Source organism: Streptomyces sp. NPDC046977 (genome assembly GCF_040644455.1).
Classification (GTDB): Bacteria; Actinomycetota; Actinomycetes; order Streptomycetales; family Streptomycetaceae; genus Actinacidiphila.
The window spans coordinates 73,241-94,031 of the sequence record NZ_JBEYWO010000014.1; the positions used below are offsets into that span (position 1 = coordinate 73,241).

Here is a 20,791-nt window from a genome sequence, read left to right on the forward strand (position 1 = left end):
GCGCGAGAGGTCTCACCAGCTTAAGGCGTCGTCCAGGTTGGAAAGCGTCGGGTGCGGCAGGGCCGGACCTCAGCGCACCTAACCTCATCAATGGAATTGACAGGTTAGCGCACATGGGCTTGGCTGGAACTAACCACACAGAGAGTCTTCGGAGGTTAGGTCATGGTTCCCGTACGTCATCTCACCGTCACCGTCGCCGGGCAGGAGGTCTTCTACCGGGAGGCCGGGCCGCGCGAGGCCCCCGTGATCGTGCTGCTGCACGGCTTCCCGACGAGCTCGCACATGTTCCGCAACCTGATCCCGCTGCTCGCCGACCGGTACCGGGTCATCGCGCCCGACCACATCGGCTTCGGCCAGTCCGCCATGCCGTCCCCGGACGCGTTCCCGTACACCTTCGACGCCCTCGCCGACATCACGCACGGGCTCCTGGAGCACCTCGGCGTCGAGCGCTTCGCCCTGTACGTCCAGGACTACGGCGCCCCGATCGGCTGGCGCCTCGCCCTGCGCGCCCCCGCCCGGATCACCGGCATCGTCAGCCAGAACGGCAACGCGTACACCGAGGGCTTCGTCGAGGACTTCTGGAAGACCGTCTGGGCCTACGCGGCCGATCCCAACCCCGAGAACGAGAGGGGCGCGCGGTTCGCGCTGAGCGAGGAGGGCACCCGCTGGCAGTACCTCAACGGCGTCCCCGAGCCGAGCCTGGTCAGCCCCGACACCTGGCTGCACGACCTCGCGCTGCTGAATCGGCCCGGCAACGACGAGATCCAGCTGCGGCTCTTCCGCGACTACCCCCGGAACGCGGAGATGTACCCGGCCGTCCAGGAGTACTTCCGCAGCAGCCAGGTCCCGCTGCTGGCCGTGTGGGGCGCGGGCGACGAGATCTTCGGCCCCGACGGCGCCCGCGCCTTCCTCCGCGACCTCCCCGACGCCGAGGTCCATCTCCTCGACGCCGGGCACTTCGCCCTGGAGAGCCAGCTCGACACGATCGCCGGCTACATGCGCGGCTTCCTGGGGCGCATCACGTCCTGAGCCGCGGCGGCGGCCCGGGCACCGCGGACGAAGCCGGCGACGTCGGGGCGGGAGACCCGCTCGGGCCAGGCCAGGACGACCCGCGTCGGCGCCAGGTCCGCCACCGGGACCGCCACGGCCGACGGCCCGGTCCGTCCGGCGGCGGTCGACCCGACGACGGCGACGAGGCGGCCGAGCGCCACGCGGTCGACGATCTCGTCCAGCGTGGCAGCGGGGCACTCGCCCTGGTAGGCCGCCTCGTCCCGGAGGTCGGCCGTGGTCACGAACGCGCGCGCCGCGAGGGCGTGTCCGGCCGGGAGCAGGGCGACCGGCTCCTCCTCGGTGAGGTCGGCGGTCCGCAGCCCGGTCAGGTCGTCGGTGCCGGCGCACAGCACGGCGACGTCCGCGCTGCCGTCCCGCAGCGCGGCGGGCTGGTCGTGGGTGAAGACCAGGTCGACCGCCGGCCCCTCGCCGCCGCGCACCAGTTCACCGAGCAGCCCCGAGGCGGTGCCGGGCCGCACCGCGAGGACGAGGCGGCCCGGCGTGGCGGCCCGCCGCGTGCGGCGCACCAGTGCGTCGAGGCCGTCCAGTGCCCTGCGGCTCTCCTCCAGGAACACCGCGCCCGCGGCGGTCAGTCCGACGCGGCGGCTGCTGCGTTCCAGCAGTCGCACCCCGACCCGCCGCTCCAGCCTGCCGATGGCGCGCGACAGCGGCGGCTGCGCGATGCCCAGCCGCTCGGCGGCGCGGCCGAAGTGCAGCTCCTCGGCGACGGCGACGAAATAGACCAGCTCGCGGGTCTCCAGTCGGTCCATACCTTCAGGGTATGCACGCCTGTCGAAGCGGTCGTGGCTCCCACCCGGCGGTCTCCGGGCCGGATCGCGGTCCGGGTGGTGGTCGGCTCGCCTGAGGCCGCTGCCCGCCCCGCGGGCCACGCCGGGTGCGCGTAGCGTGGAAAGCCACCGGCCCCGGACCCGGGGCGGGCCGTCGACCTCGTGAGACGCGGGTGGCGAGCATGGACTGTGCCGAACTCGACGCGGCGCCGGCGGACATCGCGCCCCTGCCGCCGGCGGACGGCTGCGCCGAATGCCTGGCGCACGGCCGGCGTGACTGGGTGCATCTGCGGCTGTGCCTGACCTGTGGACGGGTGGGCTGCTGCGACAGCTCGCCCGGCAAGCACGCCAGCGCGCACTACGCGGCCTCCGGACACCCCGTGATCCGCTCGTTCCAGCCGGGCGAGACATGGCGATGGTGCTTCGTGCACCGCACCGCGGGCTGACGCCCGCCGTTCAGGGCGCGGTGGTGGCCGGGTCGGCGGTCTGCGCGAGGCCGATGAGCGCCGATGGGCGCGGTCCGGTGGCCCCATGGTGCCGGGCGTGCGGCCGGCGTGCCGGGGGTTGTGCCCTGCCTGTGCCGCCGGCCCGCCCGGTCGGAACGACGGGCGTGGCGATGGTGCTTCGTGCACCGCACCGCGGGCTGACGCCCGCCGTTCAGGGCGTGGTGGCGGCCGGGTCGGCGGTCGGCCACGCGAGCAGTCGGTCGTCGGACCCGATCTGCGCGTGCACGGCATCACGGGGCTGCGCGTCGCCGACGCGTCCGTCATGCCCGCCATCACGCACGCCAACACGTACGCCCCGTCCGTGATGATCGGGGAACGCGCGGCCGAGCTGATCGCCCGGGAGCCTGACGTGTGAGTCGAGGGGTGGCCCGGGTGCGGCGTGGATGCCGTCCGCACCGCGCCCGGGCCGGGAACTCAACCGCGCGGGTCAGGCGCGCTGTTGAGGGCGGTGAGCAGCGCCAGCGGGGTGGCGGCCGCCCAGGCCTGGGGGGAGCAGGAGTGCGGGTAGGGGACGGGGACCGGGTGGTCGGCGCTGCCGTAGCCGGCCATGACCTCCGGGAGCCGCCAGTCGTGCAGGGCGGCGGCCCGCACGAGGCCGTGGGCGACCCGTGAGGCCTCCTCCGCCAGGCCGCTGAGGGCGAGTCCGAGCACGATGACCGCGTTGTCGTGCGGCCAGATGCTCCCGCGGTGGTACGACAGCGGGTGGTACGGCGCCTGGCCCGCCGCCAGCGTCCGGATGCCCCAGCCGGAGAAGAAGTCCGGCTGCAGCAGGCGGCGGCCGACGGTACGGGCGTCGCGCGGGTCGAGGATGCCGGACCACAGCAGGTGCCCGGCGTCGGAGGCCAGGGCGTCGACCTGGCGGCCCCCGCCGTCCAGCGCCAGCGCGGGGAAGCCGGCGTCCGCCATCCAGAAGTCCCGGCGGAAGCGGTCCCGCAGATCGGCCGCGGCCTTCTCGAGCCGGTCGGCCTCCGCAGCGTCCTCCCAGACGGTGCGGGCGAGCCGGGCTGTGCGGACCAGGGCGTCGTAGGCGTAGCCCTGGACCTCCGAGACGGCGAGGGCGCCCTCGGGCCGGCGGCCGTCGGCGTGGCAGATCGCGCCCTCGGAGTCCTTCCAGTTCTGGTGGGCGAGTCCGCCGCGATCGGCGTCGGAGGTGTAGCGCAGGTAGTCGCCCGCGCCCAGGCCGCCGGGGCCGAACATCCAGTCCACGGCCGCCCTGGCGTGGGGGCGCAGCCGGCGGGCGAGCGTGCGGTCGCCGGTGGCCGCGGTGTACGCCTCCAGGAGGACGAGGAAGAGCGGGGTGGCGTCGACGCTGCCGTAGTAGCGGCCGTAGGGCACCTGCCGGAAGTGCGCGAGTTCGCCGTGGCGCACTTCGTGCACGATCCGGCCCGGCTGCTCGAGCCGGCTGTCGTCGTCGCGCGTGCCCTGCGTCGCGGCCAGCGCGAGGAGGGTGCCCGCGGCGAGTTCCGGCCGGTACGGCAGTGCGAACAGGGAGGTGAGCAGCGAGTCGCGGCCGAAGAGCGTCAGGAACCAGGGAATGCCGGCGGCGGGCACGAGCAGTGCCTCCCCGGACGGGCCGGCGGCCGGCACCCGCAGCCGGGCCAGGTCGGCCAGCCCCACGTCGCAGGCGCGCGCGAGTTCGTCCCACGAGGTCAGCGAGCGCGGCCGGGGCCGGGCCTGCACGAAGGCGTCCGTCTCCGCCGCGTGCTGGTTGCGGACCGCCGCGGGCGACGGGGGAGCGGGCTGCGCGCCGGCGCCCTGGGGCACCGCGGTCACGGTGAGGGCCAGCTCGGCGGTTCCGTGGGCGGGCAGCTCGAAGCGCCAGGTGAGCCGGCGCGCGGTGCCGCCGTCCTGCACGTCGTCCGCGTCGTCCGCGTCGTCTACGGGGTGCACCTCCAGCGGCACGGGAGACGCGGCGACCGTCGTGCGCGAGACCCAGTCGTCGCCGCGGCGGTAGTGGAAGACGACGCCGGCCGTGCCCTCCTCCACGGTCCGTACGGCGCCGGACTTGTCGTAGCGGCGGTGGTCGGCGCGCAGCTCGAACAGGTCGGCGAAGTCGGCGTCCGCCTCCAACCCGATCTCCACGACGGTGGGTTCGGCCCGGTTGCCGACCACCCGGATGCGCTCGGTGAGCGCGCCCGCCACGACCGCCTGGAGGCGGAAGAGGGAGTACGCGGGCGGTTCGTCGCGGCCGCCCGCGGGAGTGAGCACCACGCCTTCGCCGGACGAGGTCAGCACCGCGGGCTCGGCGCCGTTCGCGGTGAGCCGCCAGCGGCTGAGGTGCCGGGCGTCGCGGAGGAACAGCCCGTCCGGGCTGTCGCCGCGGCGGCCGGTGATGTCACCGGACGGGCCGACGGCGGCGAACGTGCCGCGGTGGACCAGTAGACGGTCGGCGGTCATCGGCGGGGCTCTCCTTCCTTCGTGCGGTGTGCCGGACGGCCGGCATCGGGCTGCCGCAGCAGGTCCAGCGCGAGGGCCGCCGTCCAGCTGAAGCGGCGGATGCCGCGGCCCTGGCCGCTCCACGGCTCGACGTACTCGGCGAAGCCGGTGGCGGCCGCGTCGTCGAGGACCTGGGCGCGCAGCAGGGCGGCGGCCTCGCTCTGCCCGTGCAGTGCCAGCCCGTGGTGGACCAGCCATGCGGTGTTGAACCAACTGGGCCCGCGCCAGTACCGGTTGGCGTCGAAGACGGGGCCTGTCAGGTCGTAGCTGGGCACCATGTGCGCCCGGCCCAGCCCGAAGTGCTCGCCGTGCGCCGTGGCCACCAGTGCCCGCACGACGTCCTCGGGCAGCCCGGGAACGATCAGCGGGACGAGCCCGGAGACGCTGTACGCGCGGATCGCCTCGCCCGTGACGAGGTCGCGGGCGAGGAAGACGCCGGCCTCGGGGCTCCACAGCCGGCCGACCAGCGCCGCGGTCGCCGCCGCGGCCCGTTCGCGGTGCGGCGCCGGGTCGGCACCCGCCTCCTCGGCGATGGCGGCCAGGGCGTGCTCGGAGGCGATGAGCAGGGCGTTGAAGCCCGGGTCCTCCAGCGCGAAGGCGTGCGGCGCGACCGCGTCGTCGTACCCGTGGTCCCGGTAGGTGGCGGCCAGCCGGACGTAGCGCCCGTAGTCCAGGTCGGTGGGCCGGTCGGCGGCCGCGCTGTGGTCGAGGTCGGCCCGCCGGAACGACTCGGGCGGTGCGGGCTCGACGCGGGCCAGCGCCGCGTCCCACACAGGACTGTTGTCCAGGCCCGGCTCCCAGGGGTGCACGATCGCGGCCAGGCCGCCGCCCCCGAGGTCACGGGAGGAGGCGAGCCAGCGGTGCCACGCGGCGAGCCGGGGGTACATCCGCCGCAGGAAGCCGCGGCGGCGCGACTCGGCGGGGTCGGCGCGGTGCACCTGCCAGGTGGCGAGCGCGTGCACGGGGGGCTGCACGATGCCGGAGGTCTCGATGTCCGCAGGGGCGCCGCAGACGGCGCCCGCCGAGGATGAGCGCCAGAAGTCGGGGCTCGGGAAGTAGGCGTCCAGCGGCACCGCGCGGTTGAACACGATGTGCGGGACACGGCCGTCGCCCCACTGCGCGCCGAGCAGCGTCTCCAGCTCCCGCTGCGCGCGGCGGGGCGACAGGTGGCGCAGCCCGATGGCGATGAACGCCGAGTCCCAGCTCCACTGGTGCGGGTACAGGGTCCGCGAGGGCACGGTCGCCGCGCCCGTCCAGTTGGAGAGCAGGACGTGCGCGGCGTCGCGCCGCAGCGCCGCCTCTGCTGTGTCCCCAGGGTTCGCCGCGTCCCTGTCGGTGACCGGGGTACGGACGGCCGGTTCGAGCACGGACGTCATCCCGCGGCCCGGTGGAGGAAGGCCGGGACGGAGCGCACGGCCTCGACCGGGTCGCCGGTCAGCCGGCACTCGGCGGCCAGGTAGCCGTCGTACCCGGCGGCGTCCAGCGCCCCGAGCCAGGCGGGCCAGTCCAGGTGGCCCGCGCCGGCCTGGAAGCGGTTGGAGTCGCTGACCTGGGCGTGGCCGATGAGCGGCGCGACGGCGAGGATGGCGGCCGAGGGGTCGGCCTCCTCGATGTTCATGTGGTAGCTGTCGATGCCGATGCGCACCGAGTCCAGGCCGACGGCGCGGATCAGGTCCGCGGCCTGCTCCAGCCGGTTGACCATGTGGTCCTCGTAGCGGTTGAGGGGTTCGAGGAAGAGCGTGACGCCCTCGGAGCGGGCGTGCTCACCGAGCTCGGCCAGGCCCTCCAGCAGGACCTCGCGGTCCTCCTCCTCGCTGCGCGGCGGCTCGAACGGCGGCAGCCGGCGGGAGAACATGCCGTACGAGGCGGGGGTCTGGGCGCCGAGGCCGCCGAGTTCGCCGATGACGGACAGCTGCGACTTCATCTGCTCCAGGGCGTCGCGGCGCAGTTCGGCGTCGAAGGCGCCGAAGAAGTGCAGCATGTCGACGCAGACGGTGGGCATGACGACGCCGTCGGCCTGGGCCTTGCGGAGCTCGGGCAGCCGGTCGCGGAAGTGGAAGTCGCCCTTGCCGCGCAGTTCGATGGCGTCGTAGCCCGCGCTCCGCGCGAACTCCCACTTCTGCTGGAGGGTGTCGCCGGGCAGCAGCTGTTCCTGGCAGGCGGTCTTGAACATGGTCGAGGGGCCTCTCGGATAGGAACTCTGGGCGGTCTCAGAACTCCAGGACGACCTGGAGCGCTTCGGCGGGACGCTCGTCCAGCAGGACGTACGCGTCGGCCGCCTCCGCGACCGGGACGACATGGCTGACCAGGGACTTCACATCGACGTGGTCCTCGGCGACAAGCCGCAGGAAGGTCTGCTGGAGGCGTTCCACCGTCCAGCGCCCGGCAAGCTGCGGCGGGACCCCGCCGATCTGCGAGCAGATGAGCTGCACGCGGTTGTGGTGGAACTCGTCGCCGAGCCGCAGGCCCGCGCCGTCACCCTGGTAGAAGCCGGAGGCGACGACCCGGCCGCCGACGACGACCGAGCGCAGGGCCTCGTGCAGCGCGGGGTAGGCGCCGCTGATCTCGATGGCGACGTCGGCGCCGCGGCCGTCGGTGGCCGCGCGGATCCGCTCGGCGACCGCGTCGGTGCGGGCGTTGAGGGTCGTGCTCGCGCCGTACTCCGCGGCCTTGACCAGCCGGCCGTCGAGCGCGTCGACGGCGGTCACGCGGGCGCCGCTGAGCTGGGCCAGCCGGGTGGTGAGCAGTCCGATGACGCCCTGGCCGAAGACGGCGACGTCCTCACCGAGGTGCAGGTCGCTGCCGAGCACGGCGTTGTACGCGATCGCGCCGACCCGGGCGAAGGCGCCCGCCAGCGGCTCCAGGCCTGCCGGGAGCCGGTGCCCGACCATGCGCTCGGCGGGGACGATGCCCTCGCTGCGGTGGCCCCAGATGCCCCAGACCAGGTCGCCGGCGGCGGGTATGCCCGGTACGCCGGCGAGTTCGGGTGAGACTTCGGTCACTTCGCCGACCTCGGAGTAGCCCCAGCCGGCCACGGGGTACTCGATGCCGGCGGCACCGTCCCTGAACAGGCGGGCTTCCGCGTCCCAGGTGCGGGTCAGGTACGGGTTGGTGCCGCGGTAGGCGGTGAGCTCGGTACCCGCGGAGATGCCGGAGTAGCGGGTGCGCACGCGCAGATGGCCGGGGGGCAGGGCGGCTGACTCGCTCGGGGCGACCTCCACCTGACGGGGGCCGGTGAACTGGACGACGCGTTCCACAAGGGGCTCCGGGGAGTTTGGTTATGCGGGCCGTTCAGCTCTCGCGAGCTGACTTACGTCGAAGATATCCGAGACTTAAGTCTTGTCAACAAGCAAAAGTGGTGTTCTGATGCAACGCATACGTAACGCAGGGCTGACGTGAGGACGGTTGATGGGGATGTGGTCCCGACGGTCGAGGGCGCTGGCGAGCGGCTTGGCCGCCGCACTGGGGATCGGGGTGATGTCGGGGTGCGCCGCGCAGGACACCGGTACACCCGACAACAAGATCACCGTCTGGAGTCTGGAGAACCTCACCGACCGCATGGCGGCGACGAAGAAGACCGTCGCCGCCTTCGAGAAGCAGTCCGGCGTCAGGGTCGACCTGGTCGGCGTCGACGAGGGCCAGCTCCCGCAACTGATCATGTCGGCCGCGGCCGCCGGCACCCTGCCCGACGTCATCGGCGGCATACCCCTCGCCCCCGTCTGGCAGATGTACACCAACGGCCTGCTCAACACCGACGCCACCGCGAAGGTCGTGAAGGACCTCGGCGCCGGCACCTTCAACGCCAATGCCCTGAAGCTCACCGCTGACGGCGCCACCCGGCTAGGTGTCCCCAGTGACGCCTGGATGCAGATCCTCGTCTACCGCAAGGACCTCTTCGCCAAGGCCGGCCTCGCCGCCCCGGACACCTACGACGCCATGCTCAAGGCGGCGCAGAAGCTCGACACCAAGGGCCTGGACGGGATGTCGCTGTCCACCGACCCCGGGGACGTCTTCACCCAGCAGAGCTTCGAGGACATCGCCCTCGCCAACGGCTGCGAACTCGCCGGCAGCGACGGCAAGGTCACCCTCGACAGCCCGCAGTGCGAGCGCGCCTTCTCCCTCTACGACCGCCTCGGCGGCGACTACGGCGCCCCCGGCACCCAGACCGTCGACACCACCCGGGCCACCTACTTCGCCGGACAGTCCTCGATGATCGTCTGGTCCACCTTCCTCCTGGACGAACTGGCCGGACTGCGCAACGACGCCCTGCCCAGCTGCCCGCAGTGCAAGAAGGACCACCAGTACCTGTCCGACAACAGCGGGATCGTCACCGCCCTGCGCGGCCCCGACGCCTCGGCCCCCGCCCAGTTCGGCGAGATCTCCTCGTGGGTGGTCACCAGGACCGCGGAGACCGCCGCCTCGGAGAAGTTCATCCGCTACATGATGAGCGACGGCTATCCCGGCTGGTTCGGCATGGCCCCCGAGGGCAAGATCCCGGTCCGCTCCGGTACCGCCCAGGACCCCGACGAATACCTCAAGGCCTGGCGCGCCAGCGACATCGGCGTGGACACCAAGAAGCCCCTGCAGTCGGTCTTCTCACCGCAACTGCTGGACGAACTCACCGCCGGCGTCAGCAACATGAAGCGCTGGGGCATCACCCAGGGGCAGGGCGCGCTGGTCGGCGCCACCATCGGCGAGCTGCCCATCCCCAAGGCCGTCGGGGAGATGACCACCGGCCAGACGCCTCCGCGCGAGGCCATGAGGCAGGCCGACGAGGAAGTCGCGGCACTGCAGAAGTCCCTCCAGTGACCCGCCACCGGCCTCGTCCTTCAAGGAAGCAGCGATGAGCACCGCACAGACCACGCAGCAGCACAGAAGCCCGGCCGCGGACACCCCGCGAGACCCCCGCGGGCGCCGGCCCCTGACCCTGACCCAGCGCGAGAACCGGACGGGCCTGGCCTTCGTGTCGCCCACCCTGCTCGTCGTCCTGGTCGTCGTGATCCTCCCGATCGCCTGGACCGTGTTGCTGGCCTTCCAGCACGCCCGGCTGGTCGACATCCAGAGCATGGACTTCCTGTCCAACTGGACCTGGCGGAACTTCACCGAGGTCTTCACCTCGCCCGGTTTCTGGACCTCGTTGTGGACCACGCTCGCCTACACGGTCGGCGCCACCGTCGGTTCCATCCTCCTCGGACTCGTCGCGGCGCTCGCGCTGCGCCGCCCCTTCCGGGGCCGCGCGCTGCTGCGCGGCACCATGCTGCTGCCCTACGTGGCGCCGGTGGTGGCCGTGACATTCGTCTGGGAGATCGCCCTCAGCCCGCAGTTCGGCATCGTCAACGAGGTCGGCACCAACCTGCTCGGCTGGGACAAGCCCGTCGCGTTCCTGTCCACCAGGTCGCAGGAGATCTCCCTGCTCGGCTGGCACATCCACCTGCCGCTGGCCCTGCTCACCGTGATCGCCTTCGAGATCTGGCGCTACTTCCCGTTCGCCTTCCTCTTCCTGCTCGCCCGCCTCCAGGCGGTCCCGGACGGGCTCGAGGAGGCCGCCGTCGTCGACGGCGCCACGATCACCCAGCGTTTCCGGCACATCCTGCTGCCCCAGCTGATGCCGGTCATCGCCCTGCTGTCGGTGCTCCGCTTCATCATGACGTTCAACAAGTTCGACGACGTCTACCTGCTGACCGGCGGCGGCTCCGGCACCGACGTGGTCGCCGTGCGCGTCTACGACTTCCTCACCGCCCGCTACGACGTGGGCGCCGCCGCGGCGCAGGCCCTGGTCCTCGCCGCGATCCTCGCCGTGCTGCTCGGCATCTACTTCAAGTTCTTCGCCAAGAAGGTTCAGGAGGAGGCGTGATGGCCAGTCGCGCGCAGATCGAGGACCGGACCTTCGCGGTCCTGCGCTGGGTGGTGATCGCCGGCCTCGCCGTCGCCACGATCTTCCCCTTCTACTACATGGTGCTGCTGTCGCTGAAGCCGATCGACGAGCTCCTGCTCGACCCCGGCAAGCTCTGGGTCAGCACCTCCGAGATCACCTTCGACACCTACCGGACCGTGCTGCAGTCCGTCGACGACGGAGGCCAGGGCTTCCTGCGGATGCTCGGCAACTCCGCGCTCGTGGCGCTCGGCACGGTCGTGCTGACGCTGCTGGTCTCCGTCCCCGGCGCCTACGCGGTCAGCCGGCTGAGGTTCTTCGGCGGCCGCCAGGTCAGCGCGGTCTTCCTGGCCGTGTACCTCTTCCCGGCGACGCTGCTGGCCGTGCCGCTGTTCGTGGTGTTCGCCCGGATCGGCCTCCAGGGCAGCCTGTTCGGCCTCGCGATCGTCTACATCGCGCAGACCGTCCCGGTCTCGATCTACATGCTGAAGAACTACTTCATCACCATTCCGGAGAGCATCGAGGAGGCCGCGGCGCTCGACGGCTGCTCGCGGCTGCAGACCGTACGGCGGGTCGTCCTCCCGCTCGCCGCGCCGTCGCTGATGGCCACCGGCCTGTATGTCTTCATGATCGCCTGGAACGAGTTCCTGTTCGCCCTGCTGTTCCTCGCGGCCGATCCCGACAAGTGGACGGTCTCGCTCGGCCTCCAGCAGCTGGCCAACGGCATCGAGGTCCCGAAGACCGTCCTCATGGCCGGCTCCGTGGTGCTCACGATTCCCGTGGTACTCCTTTTCTACGCGGCCGAACGGCTTCTCACCGAGGGCCTGACCAGCGGCGCGGACAAGAGCTGAGCGCAGTGGCCCGACACGAGGGGGAACGAGCACGGATGGCAACGCCCTGGAGCACGGCAGGACATCTGCTGGAACTGATCCGCACCGGGCAGGCCGCCACGCGCGGCGAACTCCAGAGTGTCACCGGCCTGTCCCGCTCGACCGTCGGCCAGCGTCTGGACCAGCTCTTCGCCGCGGGCTGGGTGCAGTCGGTGCCGGGCGGGCAGTCCACCGGCGGACGGCCCTCCATCCACCTGCGGTTCGACCCGGGGCACGCCGCCGTGCTCGCCGCGGACCTCGACACCGCGCAGGCCCACACCGCCGTGCTGGACCTGTCCGGCCGGGTGCTCGCCGAGCACACCGGGGAGCTCCTCCTCGACGACGGGCCCGAGCAGGTCCTGGACGAACTCGCCCGCCGGTTCGCGGGCCTGCTCACCGCGGCCGGGACCGCCCCGGCCGCGGTGTGCGGCGTGGGCCTGTCGGTCCCCGGGCCCGTCGACCAGTCGACGGGCGTGGTGGTCCGTCCGCCGATCATGCCCGGCTGGGACGGCTACCCCGTCCCGGCCCGGATGCAGGAGGCGCTCGCCCGGTACGCCGGACTGCCCGCCGGGGTGCCGGTGCTCGTCGACAACGACGCCAACCTGATGGCCCTGGGCGAGCAGCGCGACGCGTACCGCGACTGCTCGGCCTTCGTCCTGGTGAAGGTCTCCACCGGCATCGGCGCCGGTGTCGTCATCGACGGCCGGCCCTTCCGCGGCATCGACGGCGGCGCCGGCGACCTCGGCCACATCCGGCTGCACGACGCCTCGGACGCCCGCTGCATGTGCGGTTCGTACGGCTGCCTCGCCGCCGTCGCCAGCGGTCGGGCGCTGGCCGGGCAGCTCAGCGCCCTCGGCGTCGCCGCCGCCTCCGCCGCCGACGTCCGCGCCCAGCTGGACGCGGGCCACCCCGACGCGGTCCGGCTGGCCCGCGAGGCAGGCCGGCGCTGCGGCGAGGTCCTGGTCACCGTCGTCACCCTGCTCAACCCCGGTGTCCTGATGATCGCCGGGGACCTCGCGGAGACCCAGTTCGTCACGGGCGTCCGCGAACTGCTCTACCAGCGCGCGCTTCCCCGCGCCACGCGCCACCTCCAGGTCGTCACCTCGCGCCTCGGCGACCGCTCCGCGCTCGCCGGCGCCGGCGCCATGGTCGTGGAGCACCTGTACGCGCCGGACCAGGCCAACGCCCGCCTGGCCGCCGCGGACCCCAACCGCCTCTTGGAGCAAGCCCGATGAACACCCCCGCCCCCCTTCCGGCCCCCGTACGGGTCGGCCTCATCGGCGCCGGACCGTGGGCCCGCGCCATGCACGCCCGGATGCTCGCCGCCGGTCCCGAGACCCGGCTCACCGCCATCTGGGCCCGCCGCCCCGACGCCGCCCAGGAGATCGCCGCCGCCCACGGCGCGGTGGCCGCCGGCAGCCCCGAGGAACTCTTCGACCAGTGCGAGGCCGTCGCCTTCGCCGTGCCCCCGGCCGTGCAGGCCGAACTCGCCGTGCGCGCCGCCAAGGCGGGCAAGGCCGTCCTGCTGGAGAAGCCGCTCGGGCCGGACCTGGCCGTGGCCCGTGCGGTCGCGGACGCGGTCGCCGAGGCCGGGGTCGTCTCGCAGATGGTGCTGACCAAGCGCTACCACCCCGTGACCCGGGACTTCCTGCGCCGGGCCCGCGGTACCGAGGTCTTCGGCGCCCGGTCCTGCTATCTCCACGGGGCCTTCCTCGGCGGGGAGTTTGCCACCGGCTGGCGGCTGGAGCAGGGCGCCCTGCTCGACCTCGGCCCGCATCTGATCGACCTGCTCGACGCCGCGATCGGCCCGATCACCGCGATCCGTGCCACCGGCGATCCCCGCCGCTGGGTCGAGCTGACCTGCGAGCACGAGAACGGCGCGGTCAGCCAGGCCTCCCTCTCCGGGAGCGTGAACCTGCCCAAGGCCCGTACCCGGGTCGAACTCCTCGGCCCCGGCGGCGAACTGACCTACGACACCGCCGGCATCGACCACGAGGAGTGCTGGCCGATCCTGCGCGCCGAGTTCGCCGAGGCCGTCCGCACCGGCCGCCCCGGGGAACTGGACGCCGCGCGCGGGCTGCGCCTCCAGGAGCTGATCGAGGCCGCGGTCCGCTGACGCGGGGCGGCCGGCCGGTCACCGCCGGGGGCGCGGCGGGTCGAGGGCGAACACCGTCAGCCACTCGGATTCCGCTGTGCGGTAGCCGAGGTCGGCCAGTGCCGGGGCCACCGCCCGCATGTGCTCGGCGCCGTAGACGATGCCGACCGTGAACGGTTCCTTGCGGCCGCCGCGGGCGCGGTGGAACTCCTTCACCGCGTCCAGCAGGAGGCGGTCCCGCCGGTGCAGGATCACGTCCTCCATCCCCGTCATGACGTTGGCGGCGGCCTCCTCCGCGTCGGTGAGCAGGTCCTCGGTGCGCAGGTGCCGGGCCATGAACCGCCGCGTGCCGAGCAGCCGCATCCCCGCCGCGTAGACGGGCACCAGGGCCGCCACCGCGGCCCGCTCCCGGAACGGGACGCGCCGCCACCGGCTCTCGAACTCCTCGCCGGTCATGTCCGGGCACACCACCGGCACGCCGAGCGCGTTGTAGTCGATGTCCTGCACGACCAGGCCGAGCCGTTCGACGCCGTCCAGCCGCCGGTAGGACTGCGTGAGCGCCTCCGTGGTGGGCGACTCGCCCCTGATGCCCTCGGCGATCACCAGGTCGCACCAAGTGCGCAGGCGGGCGGTGACCTGGTCGTAGAAGGAACGTTCCCCCAGGTGCACCATGGGGAAGAGCACGAAGGACAGCCCGCTGCCGCGCCTGCGGAAGCGGACGACGGCGGAACGCACCCCCGCCAGCTCGGTCACCTCGATGAACTGCATGCGGCCCCCCACACGGCTCCCCACCATGCAGGACGCCCCCGGCGGAGCGGCCGGTTGCGGACGGGGGGCGGTCAGCTCGTGAACCGGGCCAGCAGGAGCGCGAGACGGTCGGCGTGCCCCTCACGGGGGAGGCGCCCGCCCCGGGTGAGGGTCACCAGGCCGTGCAGCGCGGCCCAGAACGTCTCCGTCAGCAGGCCCGGATCGTCCTGTCCGGCATGCGGGCGGACGGCCTCGGCGAGTTCGCCGAAGCAGGCGTGGAGGGCCGCCGGAGCCTGCGGCGTGGCGAACGGCAGGTCCACGGCCCGGCCGAACATCGCGTCGTACAGGGCCGGGCGCCGCTCGGCGAAGCCGGCGTAGGCCGCGCTCACACCGGCGAGCGCGCCGCGGGCCCCGGGCGCCGCGACGCGGGCCGCGCGCAACTCCTCGGCCAGGTCGGCGAATCCCTCCACCGCGACGGCCGCCATGATGGCGTCCTTGCCCTTGAAGTGGCTGTACAGAACCGGCTGGCTGTACTCGACGCGCTCGGCGAGCCGCCGGGTCGTCACCGCGTCCCAGCCCTCGTCCTCGGCGAGTTCGCGGGCCGCCGTGATGATCAGCGCCTCCCGCTCGGCGCGTTCGCGCTCCCGGCGCGTGCTGATGGTCATGGCCTCCATTCTAGCAGCGCTAGATTTCATGTCGATGCTCTGCTAGCGTCATTCTTGTTCCTAGCAACGCTAGCCAAGTCGCAGGGGGAAGACATGCTCAGCACCGTCGCCTACTCGCTCGCCGTCGTGCTCAACCTGTTCGTCCTCTTCATCGGGGGCCGCTTCCTCCTCGCCCCGCGCGCGGCGGCCGCCGGCTACGGCGTTCCGGCCGAGGGAGCCGGCGGCGCCTACCTGACCGTCAAGGGCCTGCGCGACGGGGCGTACGGCCTGCTCGGCCTGGCACTTCTCGCCTTCGCGGGAGCGACCGCCGAGGCGTGGTACATGCTGGTCGTCGCCCTGCTGCCGCTCGGCGACACCCTGATAGTGCTCCGCAACGGCGGAACCAAGGCCGTCGCGTTCGGGATCCACTTCGCCACCGCCGTGGTCGTACTGATCAGCGCCGCCCTGCTCTTCGCCGTCTGACCGTCGTCCCCACCGACCTGCGCCGAAAGGATCCGGCCGTGTCTTTGATCGTTCCCGGCTTCACCGAGTCCGTGGTCGTCCGCACCGCCGATGCCGAGGTCATCGGCCACGCCCCCACCACCATCCGGCTGTTGGCCGACAGCAGTGCCACGGGCGGGGCGCTGTCCACCCAGCGCGTCACGCTCACCGACGGCGCCGACGGGGCCAACCCGCACCACCACGCCAACTCCGCCGAACTCTTCTACCTGCTCGACGGGACCGCCCAACTCCTGTCCGGCGAACAGGTCGTGACCGCCGAGCGCGGCGACCTCGTGATCGTCCCGCCCGGCCTCGCCCACGCCTTCGCCGCCGCCCCCGGCCACAGCGCCGACATCCTCATCGTCATCACCCCGGGGGTGGAACGCTTCGAGTACTTCCGCCACTTGGAGCGCATCGCCTACGGCAAGGTGCCGCCGGAGTCCCTGCTGGACGTCCAGGAGCTCTACGACACCTACTTCGAGACCAGCACCCCCTGGAAGCAGGCCCGTTCCTGACGGTGCCACGCCGGCCGGCCAGGGGGGAAATCCCGTTGGCCGGCCCGGGCACACCCGGATACGGTGAGGGCACTTCACACAGCATGCTCCCTGGAACGACGCCGCAGAGCGGGAGCACGAACGCACCACGGGTGCGGGGACCTCGGAGGGGCGGCAGTGATGACACCTGCCCTCCCGAAGGAGAACCGCACCATGAAGATCGGCCTCGGCCTCCCCGTCGACGACCCCTCCCGACTGCTGTCCTGGGCGCGGCGCGCCGACGCGGGTCCTTTCACCACGCTCGGACTGCTGGACCGCCTGGTGTACGGCAATCCCGAACCGCTGGTCGCCCTCGCCCTGCTGGCCGGCGCGACGACCCGGATCCGGCTCCAGACCGAGGTCCTCATCGCGCCGCTGCACACCACCGCACTCCTGGCCAAGCAGACGGCCACGCTGGACCGGCTCTCCGGCGGCCGGTTCACCCTGGGCATCGGGGTCGGCGGCCGCGAGGACGACTACCTCGCCGCCGGTGTCGACCCGCGGCGCCGCGGACGCCGGCTCGACGCGCAGATGGCGGCGCTGCGCCGCACCTGGGCGGGCGAGGACCACGGCACGGGCATCGGGCCGATCGGCCCCGCGCCGGCCACACCGGGCGGTCCCGAAGTGCTCTTCGGCGGCTTCGCCGCCGCCGTGACCGAGCGGGTCGCCCGTTGGGGTGACGGCTTCATCGGCGCCGGCCTGCCCCCGCGGTCGATGGACCGGCTCTTCCGGGACGTGGAGCGTGCCTGGGCGGCCCACGGGCGGATGGGCGGCCCGCGCCTGCTGGCCCAGGTCAATGTCGCGCTCGGCACGGAGGCCGTGGTCGAGGAGGCGCGCGCGGGTATCGGCGCGTACTACGCGTTCACGGGCCACGCCGCCGGGATCGCCGCCGGCCTGCTGACCACGGCGCGGGCGGTCCGTGAGGCCGTCGCCGCGTTCGCCGACCTCGGCGCCGACGAGGTGATGCTCTACTGCTGGTCGCCCGATCCGGACCAGGTCGCCCGGCTCGCGGACGCGGCCTCCTGAGACCGGGCCGCCGGGCCGTCCGGCCCGGCGGCCCGTTCCGGCACCGCGGCCGAGCGCCGATAATCGAGGTATGAGTCACCGCAACGCCTCGAACCCGACCCTGGGCGACTTCCTGCGGGCCTGCCGCGCGCGCGTGCACCCCGTCGAGGCGGGTCTGCCCGACGACGGGCGGCACCGCAGGGTGCCGGGGCTGCGGCGCGAGGAACTGGCGCAACTGGCGAACGTCAGCGTCGACTACGTGGTGCGCCTGGAGCAGGGCCGCACGGCCAACGTGTCGACGACGGTGCTGGAGTCGCTCGCGCGGGCACTGCGCCTGCGCCCCGACGAGCGGGACTACCTGCTGCGGGTCGCCGAGGCCGGCGCGGCGTCCCACGCGCCGGCGCCGCAGCCGGCCGATTCCGCCGTCCGGCCGCAGACCCGGACCCTGCTCGACGGCTGGGCCTTCCCCGCGCTGCTGCTGGGGCCCCGGCTGGACGTACTGGCGTGGAACGCGCTCGGCGCGGCGCTCCTGGGGACCGATTTCGGCGCCCTTCCGGAGAACGAGCGCAATCTCGTGCGGCTGGCGTTCCTGGACCCGTCGTACCGGGAGCTCTACGCGGACTGGCGGCACGTGGCGCGCGAGTGCGTGGGGTATCTGCGCATGGGCATGGCCCACGACCCCGGGGACCGGCGGCTGCTCGCGCTCGTGGAGGAGCTGTCCGCCGCCGATCGCGACTTCCGCCGCTGGTGGTCGGACCACCGGGTGCGGACCCGGGCGGTGGGCACCAAGAGCTTCCGGCACCCGGTCGCGGGCGCGATGACGCTGGACTTCCAGAGCCTGGTGCTGGGGGACGAGCCCGACCGGACGGTCTTCGTCTACACCGCGCAGCCGGACACGCCGTCCTCCGAGGCGCTGCGCTTCCTGGCCACGTGGTCCTCGGCCCCGGCGGCCGCGCGGCGCTGACGACGGCCCCCGGCCCCGGCCGTACGCTCCGCGCCTGCCTGGTAACGCCGGTCCCAGGCAGGCGTCTCCTATGGTCGAAGCGTCTCTGGCCCCTCGTCGGCGGCCGCCGCACGCTGGGTGCGGATCGGTGAACCAGCCGATCCCCGTACCCAGAGGAGCACACCACATGACCACGTGGTTCATCACCGGCACGTCCCGCGGTTTCGGTCTGGAGATCGCGCGGCAGGCCCTCGACCGGGGCGACAACGTCGTGGCCACGGCGCGGGACGCGCGCCCCCTGCGGGACGCCCTGGCCGGGCACGGCGACCGCCTGCTGACCGTGCCGCTGGACGTCAACGACGAAGGGCAGGCGAAAGCCGCCGTCGACGCGGCCGTCGAGCGGTTCGGCGGCATCGACGTCCTGGTCAACAACGCGGGCCGCGGCCTGCTGGGCGCGGTGGAGGAGACCAGCGACGCCGAGGCGCGGGCGGTCTTCGACACCAATGTCTTCGGCCTGCTGACGGTGACCCGGGCCGTGCTGCCGGTCATGCGGGCGCGGCGCGCCGGACGCATCGTCAACCTGAGCTCGGTCGGCGGGTTCGTGGGCTGGGCGGGCTGGGGCCTGTACTGCGCGACCAAGTTCTCCGTCGAGGCCGTCACCGAGGCCCTGCGGCTGGAGCTCGCCCCGCTGGGCATCCAGGCGACCTCCATCGAGCCGGGCCCGTTCCGCACCGACTTCCTCGACTCCTCCTCGCTGCACCGCACCGAGCGGGTCATCGGCGACTACGAGGAGAGCTCGGGCGGCATGCGCGCCTGGGCCGACGACAGCAACCACGCCCAGGACGGCGACCCGGTGAAGGCGGCGGCGGCCATCATCACCGTCGCCGGTGCGGAGCGGATGCCGGCCCGTGTGCCGCTGGGCAAGGCCAGCGTCGCCGACGTCGAGAACAAGCTCGCCGAGGTCGCGCGCGACATCGACGCCTGGCGCGAGGTGGCCCTGTCCACGGACTTCGCCCCCTCCGCCGGGTGACCGGCGCCCGCGCGTGTGCCCGGCCCCGGCTGCCGCTGCGGCCGGGGCCGTAGGCTTCGCGGGGCTTCCGCTGCGTGATGTGCCGTCATGTCACACTCCGACCCCGACAATTGCTGAAATAAATTGGCCTCTCGTGACTGGAGTTGAACGCTTCCGCCCGGGAACCCGTATCAGACGGCGACGTCAACCGCGGGGATTGAGCGGAAGAGAGGCACGGATGAAGCTTGATGTGGCAGTGCGGGCGTGGGTGGAGAACTGGGGCGCCCAGGCCGTTTGCCGCGTGTCCGACCCGGACGAGCTGTTCGTCCAGGGGTCCGCGCAGAACAGGGTCAAGGCCCTGTGCGCCGGCTGCCCGGTCCGGACCGAGTGCCTTGCCGACGCGCTGGACAACAAGATCGAATTCGGTATCTGGGGCGGCATGACCGAGCGCGAGCGCCGCGCCCTCCTGCGCCGCCGCCCGGCCGTCACCTCCTGGCGCGACCTGCTCAGCACGGCCCGTTCCGCCTACGAGAGCGGCCCTGTCGAGGCCGCGGGCTAGGGCGTCCCTCAGCGGTCGGCGGGGGCGGCCATCCCGCCGAGCCGGCAGATCTCCTCCAGCGGGTAGGGGGTCTGCCTGCTCCGCCGCTGGAACGTGCGGTTGAAGTCGGACACCACCGCAGCGATCGGCGCGTGCCGGGCGATGATCGCCGCGGCCTCCTTCGGGAGGCCCGTGGGGCGCCCGCCCTCCGCGTAGGCGCGCACCAGCTCGTAACGGCCGTCCCGGTCCTCCCTGCTGATCCCCTGCAGAGCGGTGACCAGCCAGTTCACGAGGTTGGTGACGGTGTAGCAGCGGTCGTAGGCCCGGTTCCGGTCGAAGAAGTCGGCGTCGGCCCGCGACAGTTCGAAGCCGGAGGAGATCGCGAGGCCGAAGTCCCCGAAGTAGAGGCGCCGGCCGTCGGTCAGGATGTTCTCGAAGTGCGCGTCGAAGTGCAGGAGCCCGCGGCTGTTCATGAACGAGACGCCGGCCGCCAGTTCCCTCTCCACCATCGCGCAGGCCCGGTCGGCGGCCTCGTCGCCCACCGCGATCCGGGTGCCCAGCCACTGGTGCAGGTTCTGCGGGAAGTACTCCAGGAACAGGGCGATACTTGCCGAGGACCGCTGAAGAGCCTCGATCCGGCGCCGCACCTGCGGACTGCCGTCCCAATAGGCCACCGCCCGGTCCACGTCGGCCAGTTCCCCGGGCAGCGGTGAAGAGCCGGGCAGCACCCTCCAGTGGTACATCAGCGGAAAGCCCTCGTACTCCGCGGCGAGCACCCAGTTCGTGGTCATGGTGTGCACGGCGAGTTCTCGCCAGGCCCCGAAGCCCGGCGCGCCGATGGTGCCGACGCCGTACTGGCAGAAGCCGGGCACCTCGAACAGATTCGCCGTGGAGCGCACGTGCTCCGGAAGCCTCTCCAGGTCGGTGAGGGGCACCCGCTTCACGAAGACCGGGATGCCCGCGACCTCCAGCCGGGCCGACGTACCGCCGATGCCGGACCCGAGCGGCACGGCCGCGTCGACAAGGTCGCGCAGGGCGCGGTCGCTGCACAGGGCCAGGGCTGTGGAGACGGCGCTGTACGCGGTCGTACGCGCGCCGCGCGACATGTCAGGGTGCTTCACTGCGGCGCCCCCCTCGGCCTCGACCCGCCCCGGCAGGCGGGCACGGTGCGACCGTAGCACCACGGAATGTCGCCGCACGGCCGGGCCGGCGGGCTTCGGAGACCGGGGACCGGGGACTGAGAAAATCCTTGGCC

22 protein-coding genes are annotated in these 20,791 nt (G+C 73.0%); 14 read left to right on the plus strand and 8 right to left on the minus strand.

Annotated elements, in window-relative coordinates; all coding sequences use genetic code 11:
• Positions 1–162: 162 nt before the first annotated feature.
• Entirely contained in the window at positions 163–1,029 is an 867-nt protein-coding gene (locus ABZ883_RS21785) for an alpha/beta fold hydrolase (RefSeq protein WP_360908400.1), read from the plus strand.
• Here the strand turns inward: ABZ883_RS21785 and ABZ883_RS21790 are convergent.
• Positions 993–1,820, minus strand: a complete 828-nt coding sequence (locus ABZ883_RS21790; RefSeq protein ID WP_360908402.1) for a LysR family transcriptional regulator — start codon at positions 1,818–1,820, stop codon at positions 993–995. The genes ABZ883_RS21785 and ABZ883_RS21790 overlap by 37 nt on opposite strands.
• Positions 1,821–2,020: 200 nt before the next feature.
• On the opposite strand from ABZ883_RS21790, the gene ABZ883_RS21795 reads away from it, so the two are divergent.
• Both ABZ883_RS21795 and ABZ883_RS21800 read left to right on the plus strand, forming a co-directional pair.
• Positions 2,021–2,284 carry a UBP-type zinc finger domain-containing protein gene (locus ABZ883_RS21795; RefSeq protein WP_360908404.1) on the plus strand — a complete coding sequence of 88 codons (264 nt, stop codon included), beginning with the start codon at positions 2,021–2,023 and terminating at the stop codon, positions 2,282–2,284.
• 85 nt (positions 2,285–2,369) lie between these two features.
• Positions 2,370–2,699 carry a GMC oxidoreductase gene (locus tag ABZ883_RS21800; protein WP_360908406.1) on the plus strand — a complete coding sequence of 110 codons (330 nt, stop codon included), beginning with the start codon at positions 2,370–2,372 and terminating at the stop codon, positions 2,697–2,699.
• 59 nt (positions 2,700–2,758) lie between these two features.
• On the opposite strand, the gene ABZ883_RS21805 is transcribed toward ABZ883_RS21800, so the two are convergent.
• Genes ABZ883_RS21805 through ABZ883_RS21820 form a run of 4 tightly spaced genes read right to left on the minus strand, consistent with a single transcriptional unit; the run spans position 2,759 to position 8,037 of the window.
• On the minus strand, positions 2,759–4,741 hold the full coding sequence (locus ABZ883_RS21805; protein ID WP_360908408.1) for a glycogen debranching N-terminal domain-containing protein: 1,983 nt from the start codon (positions 4,739–4,741) through the stop codon (positions 2,759–2,761).
• On the minus strand, positions 4,738–6,156 hold the full coding sequence (locus tag ABZ883_RS21810; RefSeq protein ID WP_360908410.1) for a hypothetical protein: 1,419 nt from the start codon (positions 6,154–6,156) through the stop codon (positions 4,738–4,740). Before ABZ883_RS21810 ends, ABZ883_RS21805 begins: the two co-directional genes overlap by 4 nt.
• Positions 6,153–6,953 (minus strand): sugar phosphate isomerase/epimerase family protein, encoded by an 801-nt coding sequence (locus ABZ883_RS21815; RefSeq protein ID WP_360908412.1) that lies wholly within the window; start codon positions 6,951–6,953, stop codon positions 6,153–6,155. The genes ABZ883_RS21810 and ABZ883_RS21815 overlap by 4 nt, the downstream gene beginning before the upstream one ends.
• 37 nt (positions 6,954–6,990) lie before the next feature.
• Positions 6,991–8,037, minus strand: a complete 1,047-nt coding sequence (locus tag ABZ883_RS21820; protein ID WP_360908414.1) for a zinc-binding alcohol dehydrogenase — start codon at positions 8,035–8,037, stop codon at positions 6,991–6,993.
• Positions 8,038–8,188: 151 nt separating this feature from the next.
• Here ABZ883_RS21820 and ABZ883_RS21825 point away from each other — a divergent pair, with 151 nt between their 5' ends.
• The 5 genes from ABZ883_RS21825 to ABZ883_RS21845 are packed head-to-tail and all read left to right on the plus strand — an operon-like array spanning position 8,189 to position 13,637.
• Positions 8,189–9,589, plus strand: a complete 1,401-nt coding sequence (locus ABZ883_RS21825; protein WP_360908416.1) for an extracellular solute-binding protein — start codon at positions 8,189–8,191, stop codon at positions 9,587–9,589.
• Between the two features lie 34 nt (positions 9,590–9,623).
• Positions 9,624–10,634, plus strand: a complete 1,011-nt coding sequence (locus ABZ883_RS21830) for a sugar ABC transporter permease (protein WP_360908418.1) — start codon at positions 9,624–9,626, stop codon at positions 10,632–10,634.
• Positions 10,634–11,503 carry a carbohydrate ABC transporter permease gene (locus tag ABZ883_RS21835; protein ID WP_360908420.1) on the plus strand — a complete coding sequence of 290 codons (870 nt, stop codon included), beginning with the start codon at positions 10,634–10,636 and terminating at the stop codon, positions 11,501–11,503. The genes ABZ883_RS21830 and ABZ883_RS21835 overlap by 1 nt, the downstream gene beginning before the upstream one ends.
• A gap of 35 nt (positions 11,504–11,538) precedes the next feature.
• Entirely contained in the window at positions 11,539–12,756 is a 1,218-nt protein-coding gene (locus tag ABZ883_RS21840; RefSeq protein WP_360908422.1) for an ROK family protein, read from the plus strand.
• A complete protein-coding gene (locus ABZ883_RS21845) occupies positions 12,753–13,637 on the plus strand; it encodes a Gfo/Idh/MocA family oxidoreductase (protein ID WP_360908424.1) in 885 nt (294 codons plus the stop codon). Before ABZ883_RS21840 ends, ABZ883_RS21845 begins: the two co-directional genes overlap by 4 nt.
• 18 nt (positions 13,638–13,655) lie before the next feature.
• Here the strand turns inward: ABZ883_RS21845 and ABZ883_RS21850 are convergent, their stop codons facing one another.
• Positions 13,656–14,384, minus strand: coding sequence for a hypothetical protein (locus ABZ883_RS21850; RefSeq protein ID WP_360908426.1), 729 nt, complete (start codon positions 14,382–14,384; stop codon positions 13,656–13,658).
• A 71-nt stretch (positions 14,385–14,455) separates the two neighbouring features.
• Positions 14,456–15,028: a TetR/AcrR family transcriptional regulator gene (locus ABZ883_RS21855; RefSeq protein ID WP_360908428.1), complete on the minus strand. Its 573-nt coding sequence runs from the start codon at positions 15,026–15,028 to the stop codon at positions 14,456–14,458.
• A gap of 93 nt (positions 15,029–15,121) precedes the next feature.
• Here ABZ883_RS21855 and ABZ883_RS21860 point away from each other — a divergent pair, with 93 nt between their 5' ends.
• The 6 genes from ABZ883_RS21860 (at position 15,122) to ABZ883_RS21885 (ending at position 19,557) form a co-directional block, all read left to right on the plus strand.
• The gene (locus ABZ883_RS21860; RefSeq protein WP_360908430.1) at positions 15,122–15,490 is read left to right on the plus strand and encodes a DUF4267 domain-containing protein; all 369 of its coding nucleotides are present in this window, start codon (positions 15,122–15,124) and stop codon (positions 15,488–15,490) included.
• Between the two features lie 38 nt (positions 15,491–15,528).
• The gene (locus ABZ883_RS21865) at positions 15,529–16,023 is read left to right on the plus strand and encodes a cupin domain-containing protein (RefSeq protein ID WP_360908432.1); all 495 of its coding nucleotides are present in this window, start codon (positions 15,529–15,531) and stop codon (positions 16,021–16,023) included.
• A gap of 192 nt (positions 16,024–16,215) precedes the next feature.
• Positions 16,216–17,067, plus strand: a complete 852-nt coding sequence (locus ABZ883_RS21870; protein ID WP_360908692.1) for an LLM class flavin-dependent oxidoreductase — start codon at positions 16,216–16,218, stop codon at positions 17,065–17,067.
• Positions 17,068–17,137: 70 nt separating this feature from the next.
• Positions 17,138–18,010: a helix-turn-helix transcriptional regulator gene (locus ABZ883_RS21875; RefSeq protein ID WP_360908434.1), complete on the plus strand. Its 873-nt coding sequence runs from the start codon at positions 17,138–17,140 to the stop codon at positions 18,008–18,010.
• Positions 18,011–18,176: 166 nt separating this feature from the next.
• Positions 18,177–19,019 carry an oxidoreductase gene (locus tag ABZ883_RS21880; RefSeq protein ID WP_360908436.1) on the plus strand — a complete coding sequence of 281 codons (843 nt, stop codon included), beginning with the start codon at positions 18,177–18,179 and terminating at the stop codon, positions 19,017–19,019.
• Positions 19,020–19,236: 217 nt separating this feature from the next.
• Positions 19,237–19,557 (plus strand): WhiB family transcriptional regulator, encoded by a 321-nt coding sequence (locus ABZ883_RS21885; protein WP_360908438.1) that lies wholly within the window; start codon positions 19,237–19,239, stop codon positions 19,555–19,557.
• A gap of 8 nt (positions 19,558–19,565) precedes the next feature.
• Here ABZ883_RS21885 and ABZ883_RS21890 read toward each other — a convergent pair whose 3' ends face one another.
• Positions 19,566–20,657 carry a protein kinase family protein gene (locus ABZ883_RS21890; RefSeq protein WP_360908440.1) on the minus strand — a complete coding sequence of 364 codons (1,092 nt, stop codon included), beginning with the start codon at positions 20,655–20,657 and terminating at the stop codon, positions 19,566–19,568.
• Positions 20,658–20,791 lie beyond the last annotated feature (134 nt).

Bases quoted from the DNA above. Each gene is read 5' to 3' on its own strand.
- ABZ883_RS21785 (WP_360908400.1), top strand. From the start codon at position 163: ATGGTTCCCGTACGTCATCTCACCGTCACCGTCGCCGGGCAGGAGGTC.
- ABZ883_RS21790 (WP_360908402.1), bottom strand. From the start codon at position 1,820: ATGGACCGACTGGAGACCCGCGAGCTGGTCTATTTCGTCGCCGTCGCC.
- ABZ883_RS21795 (WP_360908404.1), top strand. From the start codon at position 2,021: ATGGACTGTGCCGAACTCGACGCGGCGCCGGCGGACATCGCGCCCCTG.
- ABZ883_RS21800 (WP_360908406.1), top strand. From the start codon at position 2,370: ATGGTGCCGGGCGTGCGGCCGGCGTGCCGGGGGTTGTGCCCTGCCTGT.
- ABZ883_RS21805 (WP_360908408.1), bottom strand. From the start codon at position 4,741: ATGACCGCCGACCGTCTACTGGTCCACCGCGGCACGTTCGCCGCCGTC.
- ABZ883_RS21810 (WP_360908410.1), bottom strand. From the start codon at position 6,156: ATGACGTCCGTGCTCGAACCGGCCGTCCGTACCCCGGTCACCGACAGG.
- ABZ883_RS21815 (WP_360908412.1), bottom strand. From the start codon at position 6,953: ATGTTCAAGACCGCCTGCCAGGAACAGCTGCTGCCCGGCGACACCCTC.
- ABZ883_RS21825 (WP_360908416.1), top strand. From the start codon at position 8,189: ATGGGGATGTGGTCCCGACGGTCGAGGGCGCTGGCGAGCGGCTTGGCC.
- ABZ883_RS21830 (WP_360908418.1), top strand. From the start codon at position 9,624: ATGAGCACCGCACAGACCACGCAGCAGCACAGAAGCCCGGCCGCGGAC.
- ABZ883_RS21835 (WP_360908420.1), top strand. From the start codon at position 10,634: ATGGCCAGTCGCGCGCAGATCGAGGACCGGACCTTCGCGGTCCTGCGC.
- ABZ883_RS21840 (WP_360908422.1), top strand. From the start codon at position 11,539: ATGGCAACGCCCTGGAGCACGGCAGGACATCTGCTGGAACTGATCCGC.
- ABZ883_RS21845 (WP_360908424.1), top strand. From the start codon at position 12,753: ATGAACACCCCCGCCCCCCTTCCGGCCCCCGTACGGGTCGGCCTCATC.
- ABZ883_RS21850 (WP_360908426.1), bottom strand. From the start codon at position 14,384: ATGCAGTTCATCGAGGTGACCGAGCTGGCGGGGGTGCGTTCCGCCGTC.
- ABZ883_RS21855 (WP_360908428.1), bottom strand. From the start codon at position 15,028: ATGACCATCAGCACGCGCCGGGAGCGCGAACGCGCCGAGCGGGAGGCG.
- ABZ883_RS21860 (WP_360908430.1), top strand. From the start codon at position 15,122: ATGCTCAGCACCGTCGCCTACTCGCTCGCCGTCGTGCTCAACCTGTTC.
- ABZ883_RS21870 (WP_360908692.1), top strand. From the start codon at position 16,216: ATGAAGATCGGCCTCGGCCTCCCCGTCGACGACCCCTCCCGACTGCTG.
- ABZ883_RS21875 (WP_360908434.1), top strand. From the start codon at position 17,138: ATGAGTCACCGCAACGCCTCGAACCCGACCCTGGGCGACTTCCTGCGG.
- ABZ883_RS21880 (WP_360908436.1), top strand. From the start codon at position 18,177: ATGACCACGTGGTTCATCACCGGCACGTCCCGCGGTTTCGGTCTGGAG.
- ABZ883_RS21885 (WP_360908438.1), top strand. From the start codon at position 19,237: ATGAAGCTTGATGTGGCAGTGCGGGCGTGGGTGGAGAACTGGGGCGCC.